The organism is Mesorhizobium sp. C277A (assembly GCF_040324395.1).
In the GTDB taxonomy this organism is placed as follows: Bacteria; Pseudomonadota; Alphaproteobacteria; order Rhizobiales; family Rhizobiaceae; genus Mesorhizobium.
The window spans coordinates 68,388-80,997 of sequence record NZ_JAMYVW010000002.1; the positions used below are offsets into that span (position 1 = coordinate 68,388).

General features: G+C 62.2%; 7 protein-coding genes, 1 tRNA gene and 3 pseudogenes. 4 read left to right on the top strand and 7 right to left on the bottom strand.

Annotated features, from left to right (window positions below; translation table 11 throughout):
• The first annotated feature begins 327 nt into the window (after positions 1 to 327).
• Positions 328 to 2,298 (top strand): acetoacetate--CoA ligase, encoded by a 1,971-nt coding sequence (locus tag NKK52_RS00410; protein ID WP_023681867.1) that lies wholly within the window; start codon positions 328 to 330, stop codon positions 2,296 to 2,298.
• A gap of 265 nt (positions 2,299 to 2,563) precedes the next feature.
• Here NKK52_RS00410 and NKK52_RS00415 read toward each other — a convergent pair whose 3' ends face one another.
• The gene (locus NKK52_RS00415; protein WP_023681866.1) at positions 2,564 to 6,568 is read right to left on the bottom strand and encodes a histidine kinase dimerization/phospho-acceptor domain-containing protein; all 4,005 of its coding nucleotides are present in this window, start codon (positions 6,566 to 6,568) and stop codon (positions 2,564 to 2,566) included.
• A gap of 323 nt (positions 6,569 to 6,891) precedes the next feature.
• Between NKK52_RS00415 and NKK52_RS00420 the strand changes: the two genes are divergently transcribed.
• Positions 6,892 to 7,350: a phasin gene (locus tag NKK52_RS00420; RefSeq protein WP_023669330.1), complete on the top strand. Its 459-nt coding sequence runs from the start codon at positions 6,892 to 6,894 to the stop codon at positions 7,348 to 7,350.
• Positions 7,351 to 7,697: 347 nt separating this feature from the next.
• Positions 7,698 to 7,774: transfer RNA gene (locus tag NKK52_RS00425), tRNA-His, on the top strand.
• A gap of 461 nt (positions 7,775 to 8,235) precedes the next feature.
• Here NKK52_RS00425 and NKK52_RS00430 read toward each other — a convergent pair.
• From NKK52_RS00430 to NKK52_RS00450, 6 genes and pseudogenes are all read right to left on the bottom strand, one after another.
• Positions 8,236 to 8,355, bottom strand: a pseudogene (locus NKK52_RS00430) (zinc-binding dehydrogenase); the annotation flags it as partial.
• A gap of 3 nt (positions 8,356 to 8,358) precedes the next feature.
• Positions 8,359 to 8,454: pseudogene (locus NKK52_RS32175) on the bottom strand (alcohol dehydrogenase catalytic domain-containing protein); the annotation flags it as partial.
• 81 nt (positions 8,455 to 8,535) lie between these two features.
• Positions 8,536 to 8,649, bottom strand: a pseudogene (locus NKK52_RS00435) (SDR family NAD(P)-dependent oxidoreductase); the annotation flags it as partial.
• A gap of 68 nt (positions 8,650 to 8,717) precedes the next feature.
• A complete protein-coding gene (locus NKK52_RS00440; RefSeq protein ID WP_031195897.1) occupies positions 8,718 to 9,035 on the bottom strand; it encodes a hypothetical protein in 318 nt (105 codons plus the stop codon).
• A 91-nt stretch (positions 9,036 to 9,126) separates the two neighbouring features.
• Complete coding sequence (locus tag NKK52_RS00445) at positions 9,127 to 9,426, bottom strand: hypothetical protein (RefSeq protein ID WP_156939228.1); 300 nt, start codon at positions 9,424 to 9,426, stop codon at positions 9,127 to 9,129.
• Positions 9,427 to 10,521: 1,095 nt separating this feature from the next.
• A complete protein-coding gene (locus tag NKK52_RS00450; protein ID WP_023723361.1) occupies positions 10,522 to 11,328 on the bottom strand; it encodes an IclR family transcriptional regulator in 807 nt (268 codons plus the stop codon).
• Positions 11,329 to 11,556: 228 nt separating this feature from the next.
• Between NKK52_RS00450 and NKK52_RS00455 the strand changes: the two genes are divergently transcribed.
• Positions 11,557 to 12,609: an ABC transporter substrate-binding protein gene (locus NKK52_RS00455; protein ID WP_023723360.1), complete on the top strand. Its 1,053-nt coding sequence runs from the start codon at positions 11,557 to 11,559 to the stop codon at positions 12,607 to 12,609.
• Position 12,610 lies beyond the last annotated feature (1 nt).

The window sequence follows — 12,610 nt, forward strand, 5'->3', positions numbered from 1 at the left end:
GGGTGTAACCCCTAGTCGTCACCACGACTTCCAGTCGTCACTACGACTTAGGGCTGAGGCATTTCAAGTCTTTATGGCCCGGCGATGGCAATTGCGCACACATGGCCGAGTTTAGCGGAACAAAATCTTGCTCTGCTGCACGGCGGTAGGCATAAGCGATGCAGCTTCAGCCTGCTACGAGGCGCGGCGTTTTTGGGACAGCGGCGCCTGTAAAGCTGAGGCTAATGCATGTCGCCCGGAAGCGTGCGGCGGTTCCGGGACAACGACATGCATAAAAACAAAAGCATATCAGTCTTGCGACGCGACGGGCTTCAAGGAGGATCGATCATGGCTGCCGAAGCACCGCTCTGGACCCCGACGCAAGACCAGATCGACGCAGCACCACTGACCGCGTTCATGAAGGCAGCGGCGGCCAAAAGCGGCACATCCTTCGCCTCCTACACCGAACTGCACCGCTGGTCGGTCGAGGATCGCGAAGGCTTCTGGAGCCTGCTGTGGGACTTTTGCGGCATTGTCGGCGATAAAGGGACCGATGGGGGCGAGACCGTGCTCATCGATGGCGACAAGATGCCCGGCGCCACCTTCTTTCCCGACGCGACGCTGAACTTCGCCGAGAACCTGCTGAAGAAGACCGGTTCCGGTGACGCGATCGTCTTTCGCGGCGAAGACAAGATCGAGCGGCGGCTGTCGTGGAACGAACTGCACCAGCTGACCTCGCGCCTTCAGCAGCTTTTCCTGTCGCTCAAGGTGAAAAAGGGCGACCGCATCGCGGCGATGATGCCCAACATGCCGGAAACCGTCGCCGGCATGCTGGCGGCCGCCTCCATCGGCGCGGTCTGGTCGTCCTGTTCCCCCGATTTTGGCGAGCAGGGCGTGCTCGACCGTTTCGGCCAGATCGAACCGGTCATATTCATTGCCCCGGACGGCTATTGGTACAATGGCAAGGCAATCGAGGTCGCCGACAAGATCGCTGCGGTTGCGGCGAAGCTCGAAACCGTCCGCAAGGTCCTGATCGTCGACTATCTCGGTACGTCGCGCGACATCGCTGCGATCATCGACAAGGCCGTGGCGCTCGAAGAGGCGCTGTCACCCTTTGCCGCCAAAGCAGTCACGTTCGAGCGGCTGCCGTTTTCGCACCCGCTCTACATCCTGTTTTCGTCTGGGACTACCGGCATTCCCAAATGCATCGTCCATTCGGCCGGCGGCACGCTGGTCCAGCACGTCAAGGAACACCGGCTGCATGCCGGGCTCGTCGAAGGCGACCGCTTCTTCTACTTCACCACCTGCGGCTGGATGATGTGGAACTGGCTGGTGTCGGGCCTGGCCTCGGGCGCCACGCTGCTGCTCTATGACGGCTCACCCTTCCACCCCGACGGCAATGTGCTGTTCAGCTTCGCCGATGCCGAGAAGATGACCTTTTTCGGCACCTCGGCCAAATTCATCGATTCCGTGCGCAAGGCCGGGCTCAAGCCTATCCGCAGCCATGATCTGTCGAGTGTGCGGGCGATTTCCTCGACCGGCTCACCGTTGTCGCCGGAGGATTTCCGCTTCGTCTTTGACGGCATCAAGAAGGACGTACATCTGGCCTCGGTTTCCGGCGGCACCGACATCGTCTCCTGTTTCGTGCTCGGCGTACCGACGCAACCGGTCTGGACCGGCGAGATCCAGGGTCCCGGCCTCGGCCTTGCTGTCGATGTATGGGACGATGACGGCAAGCCGATCCGCGAGCAAAAGGGTGAGCTGGTTTGCACCAAGGCGTTTCCGTCGATGCCGATCGGCTTCTGGAACGATCCTGAGGGCAAGAAATACCATGCGGCCTATTTCGAGCGCTTCGACAATGTCTGGTGCCACGGCGACTTCGCCGAATGGACCGCGCATGGCGGCATGATCATCCACGGCCGTTCCGACGCGACGCTCAATCCGGGCGGTGTGCGCATCGGCACGGCGGAGATCTACAATCAGGTCGAACAGATGCCGGAAATCCTTGAGGCGCTGTGCATCGGCCAGGATTTCGACAATGACGTGCGCGTCGTGCTGTTCGTGCGGCTGGCCGCCGGCGTGACGCTGGACGAGGATCTGGAAAAGCGCATTCGTTCCAAGATCCGCAGCGGCGCCAGCCCGCGCCACGTGCCGGCAAGGATCGTCGCCGTCAGCGACATTCCGCGCACCAAATCGGGCAAGATCACCGAGCTTGCAGTGCGCGACGTGGTGCATGGCGGCGCCATCAAGAACAAGGAAGCGTTGGCCAATCCAGAGGCGCTGGAGCTGTTCAGGAACCTGCCGCAGCTGGCTGAGTGACGCGGCCGGGATGGTTAACCAGATATGTCGGTCGAATTTACCTAGATTTCATGAGTGGTACACATTCGTAAATTTTTTGGACGGCCGGTAAGGAGTTGTTAAGGCCCGGCGCCGATAGTCGCACGTAACTTGAGGGAGAAATCCCGTTCCTCGTCCCCTGAGGATCAGATTCGCTCAAGCCCCCGTTGTGACAGCAAATCCCATTTAAGGCGTCCTGTTGGACGCCTTTTCTTTGTCCGGGATTCTCGCCCGGGAATGGCCGGCCCTATTCGGCCAGCACCCGCGTCGACGGGAAGGCGACCTCGACCAGCGTCCCTTCGCCCGGCGTCGAGGTGATGGTGAAGCGGGCGCGGTTGGCTTCCACCATCGCCTTGGTCAGCGGCAGGCCGAGACCGGTGCCGTCGCCACGCCCGCGCTTCAGCGCATTGATCTGCTTGAATGGCTTCAGCGCCTGCTCGATCTCGGCATGGCTCATGCCAATGCCGGTATCGCGCACCCGCATGACAACGTCGCCGGAGGTTTCATAGGCGGTCGACACGATCACCTGTCCGCCGGCTTGCGTATAGCGAATGGCGTTGGACAGGATGTTGAGCGCGATCTGGCGCACGCTTCTGAGGTCGGCGACGACTTCCGGCAGTCGCGAGGCGAAGCTGGAGCGAATGATGACACGCTCGCGGTTGGCCTGCGGCTGCATCATCGCCACCGTCTCGGCCAGCGTATCGTTGAGCGACACCGCCTCGTAGTCCATTTCCTGCTGGCCGGCCTCGATCTTCGAAATGTCGAGGAGGTCATTGACGAGATCGAGCACATGGTTGCCCGAGCGGTTGATGTCTCTGAGATAGTCGCGGTAGCGGTCATTGGCTACCGGGCCGAACTTCTCGTCCACCATCAGCTCGGAAAAGCCGATAATGGCGTTGAGCGGCGTGCGGATCTCGTGGCTGATGCGGGCGAGGAAATCGGTCTTCTGCGAGGAGGCGCGCTCGGCCACCGCGCGCGCCTGGGTCAGATCCTCTTCGGCCCGCTTCCACTGCGTGATGTCGCGCACCACGGCGCAGAAGCCGCTGTCATTGGGCAGCCTGCCGATGGTCATGAACAGCGGGATGAAGCGCCCTTGCGCCTCGCGCCCGATCACCTCGCGGCCATCGTTCATCACACTCGCCACGCCGGGCTCGGACAGGCCGTTCAGATAGTCGCGCGCCGCGCGCTGGCTTTCGATGCCAAACAGCGAGGCGAACGGTTTACCGGTGACGTCGTCGCTGTCGAAGCCGAACAGCGCCTCGGCCGGCCGGCTGATCGAGCGGATGTCGCCGTCGCGGCCGATCAACACCACACCATCGGTCGCGGTGTCGATGATGGTGCGCATCTCGGCAATGCGCGCTTTGAGTTCGGAGACATCGGGCTGCGTCTGCTCGTCGGCTGCGAGATGCGCAACCATCGGCGGCTCGTTGTCGCCGGTACGTCGCACCACCAGCATCAGCGCCTTGCCGGCGCGCCACGGCACCGAACGCAAAATGGCTTCGATCGGAAATTCCTGGCCCTCGCGCGTCTTCAGTTTGAGTGTGTGGTCGCTTTCGCCGGCCATTTCTGAATAGGGATCGGCAAACAGCGCGTCGAGCCCGCCGGCGTCGCTCAGGTCCTCAAGCGTGTCATAGCCGGTCAGGCCGAGGAATTCCTCATTGGCGTAATGAAGCTCGTCGCCCGAATGGATGAGCAGCGGCACCGGCAGCTTGCCGAGGATCGACGTGTCAGGGGCCTTGTGTTCATCTCCGGCCGAGAATGCCGAAGGCATGAACCCCTCAAGCTTGAGCGGCGGCACTTTCAGGCGCTGTGGTTCTGCCGGCACTGTGTCCGCATCGCCGGCCTTGTCCCCGTCTTCCACGGCGGAATCGGTCGCCTCGTCGGACGGCGCCCAATCCTCATTGTCCTCGGCATCGCGGAAGTCGGCCGACGTCATGCTGTCGTCTTCACCGGCATTGGCCGGCGTCTCGGCAACAACCGGCTGTGGCTCTGCGGCCTCGACGATCTCTTGGGCTTGCGTATCATCCGGTTCGGAAGCCGGCGCAAGTTCGTCGTTGGACGACGTTGCTTCCGTACTGTCTTCGGTGACGGAGCCTGGTTCGGGATCGGCATAGTCGAGCAGGGAGCGCGACACTGTCGGCGCCTTCGCCTCGCCTGCTTCGCTGTCCGCAAGGCCGTCGTCCGGCTGCTCGCCGTCAAGCCGCGTCAGGTCCTTTTCGTCCTCGGCATCGCTTTCCGGCGGTTCGGCCTCAGCCGTTTCGCTTTCGGGTGCGGCTGCCGATGGTTCAGCCACGGCAGCCGGGCCGGCTTCGTCCGGACTCGAGACCTCGGCGGGTTGTCGGGCTGGCGCGGCTGTTTCAGGCTGGTCCGCCTCGACATGATCCGGCTTGGGCTCATCTGCCTTGGCCTGGTCTGGCGTTACCTGATCCGGATTGGCCGGTTCGGCCTGCTTGGCAGTCTCCGGCTGCTCCGGCGGGGGATTGTCCTTCTTCAGCCGCTCGCCGATTTCGCGGAAAGCGCTGCGCTCCAGCGTCGACAGGCCCCTCTCGCTTGTCGGCTGCTTGTCGCTGGCGGGCTGCCGATGCTCGGCCAGCCGGATGACCTTGTCGGCAAAACGACGTTCCTGCTTCGGCACGATGGTCAGTGCCGGCACTTCGCCCTCGAACGGATCGGCCGCCTTGGGAGCTTCCGCCACGGGCTGTTCCGGGGCCGGCTCGGCTGCTGCCGGTGGCGCGCCATTGGGGACCAGCGCCATGCCGATTGCTTCCGGATCGACCACCGCATCGCCGGCGCGGGCGACGCCGAAACCACGAAAACCTTCGAAGGCGCGGCTGCGGCCATAGACAGGCAGTGCTGCCAGATCGACCGGTATCTTCAGGTCGGAGCCGGCAACCGGCCACAGTACCGAGCGGCCCGACCAGGTGTCGCGCCGTTCAAGCAGGCCCGCGATCTCGCCCGAGGCGTCGAGGCCGAAAATTGTCGCGACGTCCTTGAAGCGGCGGCCGATCACGTCGGCGGCGGCTTTGCCGACAATGTCGCCGAATTCCGGCGACAGCGCGCTGAACTTGCCGTCGGCGTCGGTGCGCCAGACGAAGCGCAGCGGCGGCGCCGAGCGGTCGACCTCACGTTTGGCGGGAGGCGTAGCCGGTGGGGCTGCGTCAGACGGCAGGGCGGGCGCAGCGGCACTGCTGTCCAACTGCGCACTCTCGGCCGGGGAAACAGAGTCCGGCTCGGCCTGCGCCGGGCTGTCCGGCTCGCCCGCCTGCGGCTCTTCACCGGCATGGAAGTACCAATGATCATGTTGCGCCGGCGCGCTGTCATTCGCCGCCTGCTCGCGGCCGGTCGTCTGCTCGCGATGGTCCGCCTTTGTATCGGTTGACGCCGAAGCATCATGCTCGGTGGCAGCCGGACCTGTCTCCCCGACATCAGGCGCGGCCGCGAGTGGGGCGCCCTGATTCCCGCTTGCGGTGGGGTGGTCAGCCACCGCATCCACCGTTACCGCGTTCTCCGCGGCGGCTTGCGCCGGGCCATCGTCGACCTGCGCTGCAGCAGGTTCGGCATCCAGCTCGCCGACAGGATTTTCCTCGCCGAGCTGATCCTCGTCGATGACCACCAGCAGATGCCTGGACTCGGTCAGGCGCGCGAAGCCGGCCGGATAGGACGTGGCGCCGCCGGGGACCAGCCGCTTGACGATGCGGTCGTCCTGGCTCGCCACGTCGGCGACAAGCGCGGCCAGCGTCTCAGGCCGGATGGCGAGCGCGCCAAAGCCATCCGAAGCCGCCTCGACAGTGCCGGCGGCGTCGACAAAGGCGATGAAATGGCCGTCTTCGGTAAAGCCGCTGATGGCGCGGGCCGCAATGTCGGCAGCACTGCGCGAGCCGGCCTGCGCTGCCGGCACCACCAGCATAATGGCGCTTTCGCCGTCCGGCATAGTCACCGCACTGGCCAGGAAGCCGACGGCGCGGCTGGTGATGCCGGTCGCCAGCCGTACCGTAATGGCGCGGTCGCTGCCGATCTGCGGGAAGCCCGCGGTCGCCATGATCTGGCGCCTGGCGATCAGCGGCAGCTGAGCCGAGGCGCCGATGATGGCCTCGATATCGGGATAGCCGAACACCGCAGCGCCCGGGCCGTTGGCCCAGATCACCTGTTCGAGGTCGGCCGACAGAATCGCGATCGCGTCGCCGGCGGCGAAGCGCTGGCGAACCGCATCAAGCACGGCGACATCGAGGAAAGAGTAGTTCTCGGAAGGCATGCGCTTGGCGGACCCTTTCGGTGAAACCTCTTGGCGAACCCTCTTGGCGAACCTACAAGGCGGGCAATTTGCAGTTAACGCTTTGTTAATAAAAGCCCGCGCGGCGAAGGTCCACAAGCCATGGCGGGAAGCAGGTGGAATCTCTGGCCACTTGGTTAACAGCCTCTAGGAATGTCCCTGGATAACCTCTTGGGTGACGCATGGGAAGAAATTTATGGTGCACTGCAACAAACATATTGCATCGCACAAAAAAACCGCTATATTGCCATCATACATGAACGAGACGGCTTTTTGTCAAAGCCGCTACCCCGAAAGGATGGAAAATGACCAAGGCCAAGACCGCTGAGACCATCGAAAACGTCGAATTCCCGAGCTTCGACGCTTCCAAGGCAACCGACCAGATCCGCGCTTTCGCCGAAAAGGGGGTCGAGCAGTCGAAGGAAGCCTACTCCAAGTTGAAGACCGGCGCCGAAGAGACCCAGAAAGTCCTGGAATCGACCTTCGAGACTGCCAAGACCGTTTCCAGCGACCTGTCGCTCAAGACCATCGCCGCTCTGCGCGCCAATGCCGAAGCCGGCTTCTCGCATCTCGAGGCCCTCATCGGCGCCAAGTCGCTGTCGGAAGTGGTCGAACTGCAGACCGCCTTCCTGCGCAAGCGCGTCGAGACCACCGTCGAGCAGGCCAAGGACTTCCAGGCTGTTGCTTCGAAGGCTGCCGAAGACGTCTCCAAGCCGGTCAAGACCGCTTTCGAGAAGGCCCTGAAGGACATCAAGGCCGCCTAATAATTGCGCACAACTCTGCGATGCATCAAAACGTCGCATTTCGTCAGACAAATAGGTGTGCGATAGAGTTGTCCAAATGAATACCCGGCGAGTGGAACCTCCTCCCTCTGCTCTCCGGGGTGACCAGCCAGCACCTCCTCCCGCTGGCTCGTAACAGGAAAAGGCCGGCACCTCCTCCCGCCGGCCTTTTTCTTTTGCCGAAGAAAACCGGCGCCTGTTGGCAGAACCGGCTTTGCCTTATCAAAGGCCTTGAATTAGTCTCTGATAGACCGTATTGGACGCATCGCCGAACGACAGAGCGGATCTCGGAGAATGAATTTTCACCACGATCTGGCTCAGGCGAACGTGCCGTTGTAGCTCAGATGGTTAGAGCGCCGGATTGTGGATCCGGAGGTCGCTGGTTCGATCCCAGCCAACGGTGCCACCGAATTTTCCGCTAAAGTAAGCCGATCCCGGCGATCCACGGGAGATCAAGACCTGTATGGCGCTGTCGGCAGGGCAGGAAGACCCTGACTGCACACACACCGCGGTGCAGATACCCGCGCCGCATCTAAGGTTTCATTTTACTCCAGCGGTTCGTCGGTCGGCCGAGGCGTCGTGCCTGCCTGACGAGGACGGCCGGCATTGCGATTTGCAATACGGCTGTCGAGCGGCGATCTGGACGCTTGCTGGGCGCCAGCGGTCTTGGGCGCCGTCGGCTTGGCGCCGGAATCGCTGTTTTCAGCGTCGCGACGGGGATGTGGCAGGCCGGTGGCCTCAGGCGATCTGACCGAAGGTGTGGCGGCCGGGTTTGTCGATACGGGTTTGTCCTTGGCCATTTTCAACTCTCGCCTTTTCAGCATGCAGACGGCCGGACAACATAGTCGGGCCACTGAGGCAGAACGGTCAGCCGTGCGGGCGCATCACGACTTTGATGCAGCCGTCCTCCTTGTCGCGGAAGGTTTTGTAAAGTTCGGGCCCGGCCTTGGGGCCAGCCCGATGAAATGACGGGTCGATATCGCCGTTCCGAACTTTCTGCAGCGATGTCGCGTCATCCTGGATCGTCGGATCGGCCACCTGATCGCAACGTATGTCGCCTTTGCCGTGCCATGTCAGGGCCTTCATGTGCTGTTCCTTGACGACAAGCTCTGCGAGCCCGAACTTGGCTTGATGTGAAATGTTCCCGCTTCGAACGAGCATCCGGCCTCAACCCTTGGCGGCCGAGCCGGGTTCGGCCATGCCGCAATGCTGCTCGGTCAGGGTGCCGGCCGGCGTGCCATGCGCCGCTGCAACCTGCAGCTTGTTTTTCCAGCCGCTGATCGCCTGCTGCCACGACCGCATCCCTGATCGCTTCGCAGGGCAGAGGTTTGGCGCAAGCGCAGGATCTGCTATCGCGCCAGAATCGCGGCGACAACGAACACGACGGCGGCAACGACGACAAGCGCGACAATGGCCAGCACCGGGCCGTTTTTACTCGGGGCCGGGGCGCGCTCGTCGTCCGGCCGCCGCATCGCATTGGCGAAGCTTGCTTGATTAGCGAAAGCCGGCGTGCCCGTCGCTGCGGGAACCGGCACGGCGCAGGTGTCTGCTGCTTCGGCATCGGTTTCCATAGGCGCCGCCGCCGGGTCGAATCCCGGCGTCTTGTCCTCTGTCACCCCAGACTGAATATCGCCTCTGTCTTCGGCCGGGTTACGTTCGACGTTCATGATGATGCTCCTGCCGCTGGCCCGGGCTTCCCCAACCGCGAGCGGATCAGGATGTTCCATCGGGCGGAATCGCCAACAACGAGGAGCAAATTCAGATAGCCTTCAAACAGATGTCCCTGGTGGCAACGCGGGCCATGCAACCGGTCAGCACCGGATTGGTGGTCTCGTTGTAGTCGGCCATGGTCGGCAACGCGGCAGATTCGGCAAAGTTCCAGTCTGGCTCGCAATGCCCGCTTACGCACACCGCCGCTCGTTGACCTTGAGCTGGCTCGTTCCAGCCACTCCAACCCAAATTGCCAGTCCGGCTCCCGGCGGCGCGCTGTTTGGATTCCGTGGGAACATCAACAGCGCCAGCGAGTTCGGTATGTGCAGCGAGTTCCCTGTTCGCCACATGGCCAACATCCGGAGCTCTTGACTGCCCGCGTCTTCGCTCCTGGAGCGCGGGCCACTCCTCTTAGCCCAAGGTTGCGATCATGAGCAGAAACATTCCGGAAAAGCGGGCCAGGCAGGGTGGCTTGGGGCGACCGGTCCTTGGCGTGCTCTTGGCAGGCCTTGTCTTGGCGCTCGTTGCCTGGGGGATCGCTGAAATCTATGGCGAGCAGGCTAAGACACCGGCGACACAGCAAAACAGCCGGGTTCCATCGCCAGATACTTACAGCCCAAATCCTGGCCAAACGGACCCTGCAAACTCCAAGGCCGACGATGTGAATGGCGAACCGGTGGACCGGAATCCCAAGCTCGACAAGGATCCCACGCCGCGATCAAGCACTGGCGGGGATCAGCCAGGAACGCCGCCAGCTCAACCTGCTTCGCCATAGCGTTCGCGCTAGTTGATAAACACAATTCAAACAGATGCGGAAATGTGGAGGGCGATTTCAGCCAATTTCAAGAGCCGGGTCTGTCAATAATCGCCGGCGCTCTCTGATAGCTGGGGAGCCACAAAACCTCCGCTGATTCTTACCGCTTGCTGGATGGCACTGGCGGCTCCAGACCGACTGCGCGCTGTGTCACGCCGGTAGACCTTTGCACCTCTGGGCGCTTTTGAACTTGCAAGTCGATGGAATCGGGCAAGCTGGGTGTAGATGATGCAGTCGTCATCTTATCGAGGTCCGGCAGCAACACCATTTTTGCGTAGCGTGGAGGAACCAGATGGCCTCCGAAAACAGCGAATATCCCGCACACGAATAAAGCGAGAAGCAGGGCCGTAAGCACATCTGTGAAAATCTCGACAAATCTCATGTGCTCGCTCCGCGCGTAAGGATCCCGCCGCGCTCTCGACAGTAAGAGCGGCGGGATCCTCAACCGGCGATGAAGGGACTTTGATCGACGGTCTTCTCCTAATGTGGCTTCCGGTTGCGTGTTCCCTGGTTCGGACCTTATCCACCGACTATGGGACTAAGGTCCGGAACCTAAATGGAACCAATGGGGAAGAGCGGAATCCATGTGCCTTTAAGAGGCTTCAACCTGAGTGCACGACGGCTGATCGTCAGCCTCCCGCCAGAGACAGTCCACGGGCGCGCTCGCGCAGCAACGCAAGCAGTTCGTCGCGCCGTGGCTCCGGCGTGTCGACGGGTAACACCAAACACAAGGTCCTTTTGATGGCGCCGTGGCCGTCACGGATGGGGGCCGCCATGCACCAGGTGAAACGGTCGGCCAAGGCTGTGGTCTCGCTGAAACCCTGCCGGTGGGCCAAGGCAACATCGGCAAAGAATTCGGCTGGTGCAATGATGCGGCCGTCGGGAAGCCTGTAGTCGCCAGATGGGATGAAATCCCTCAACTCTTGCTCGTTCATATGGCCGAGGAGCAGCCGTCCGGATGCCGTCCATGGGATCGGCACCTCAACCCCAACATCGCTTGAGATCCGGAACGGGCCTGGGGAATCTCGGCAGTCAAGAACGACGTATTTGTTGCCACGCAGGCCGCATAGCTGGACCGTCTCGCCTGTCTCGGCGGCCAACTTATCCAAGGTCTCGATGATGCGACGGTAATGGGCATTGTGATGTGAGTAGGCCCAGCCGAACAGATGCATGGCGCGTCCGAAATAGACGTAACCTTCACCGCCGACGTTTTCGAGCATTTCGGCGTCGAGCAGGCTGTTGACGATCTCGTAGGTGGTCGAACGCGGCGCGCCGATCATTTTGGCGATGTCGCCGACGCGCATTGGCGCGCGGTGCCGCAGCAACGCCTCGAGCAGCATGATGACGCGGTCAATGCCGCGTCGTCGTTCGCCGTTGCGCGGCTCCGCGCCGGCTTCCTTCCCGATCGCATCGTTAGTGCCGTCGCTCATGACCATCCGCCAAAATCATTTCGGTTCTCGTCTCAAGGCGCTTGAAAGATGTCAAGGCTCGGTCTAGCATCCAATTTGTCCGATATACAGACACATTGTCTGAAATACCAGACAAACTAACGAGCCTGACGCAGACAAATCCCGAGGCGACACACGGTTTCCAAGATCCGGGACCGACGGGTTTCCTCGCCCTTGTTCTGCACGTCGAGGCCACAACCTCTGAAGGGAACAGTCATGATGAAATCACCGTTTTTCGCATCCGCCAGCGCGCTTTGCCTCGGTCTCGTGCTGAGCTTTGGCGCCGGCTCGGCAGCCAATGCCGCCGCCAACTGCATCAAGGGCGACCGCAAGGCGCCGTACACGATCGGCTGGGCCAACATCTATTCCGTGCCGACCTGGATGAAGCAGACCCAAGGCACGATCGAAGCCGAAGTCGAGACCCTGAAAAAGCAGGGACTGGTCGACAAGCTCGTCGTCACCGACGCTCAGGGCGATGCCAACGTCCAGATCCAGCAGATCCAGTCGATGATCGATTCCGATGTCGACGCCATCATCCTGATCGCCGGTTCGTCGACCGCACCGGCACGCGTTCTGGCCGACGCCTGCGCCAAGGGCATCGCCATCATCAACTTCGACAGCCTCGTCGATACCGACAAGGTCACCGCCAAGGTCAACACCGATTCTTCGCAATGGGGCGACCAGGCCGCCAAGTTCCTGATCGACGCCATCGGCGGCAAGGGCAAGATCCTGATCCTCAATGGCCCCGCCGGGGTTTCGGTCAGCGATGACAGGCGCAAAGGCGCCGACGCTGAGCTCAAGGCCCATCCCGACGTGACGGTGCTTGCCGAGACCAACACGCCCTACAACGTCGCGCCGGCACAGGAAGCCGTCACCAGCCTGCTCTTCGCCAACCCCGAGATCGACGGCATCCTGTCGCTCGGCGGCGCTCTGTCGGCAGGCGCCGTGCTGGCCCTCGACAAGCAGGGCCGTGAACAGGTGCCGATCACCGGTGAGAACGCCCGGCAGTTTTTGGAACTCTGGAAAGAAAAGGGCTTGAAGAGCTGGGCGACGATGCAGCCGAACTGGCTCGGCGCCTTCGCCACCTACACTGCCGTCCAGGCGCTGGAAGGCAAGGATGTGCCGGCTTTCGTCAAGATTCCGCTGCCGGTAATCGACAATTCCAACATCGACGAATACCTCGCCCGGGCCAAGGACTTCCCGGCTGACGGCTACATCTTTTCTCCTTACGATGAGGAGCTGTTCAAGAAGCTGCTGGCTCAGAAATAAG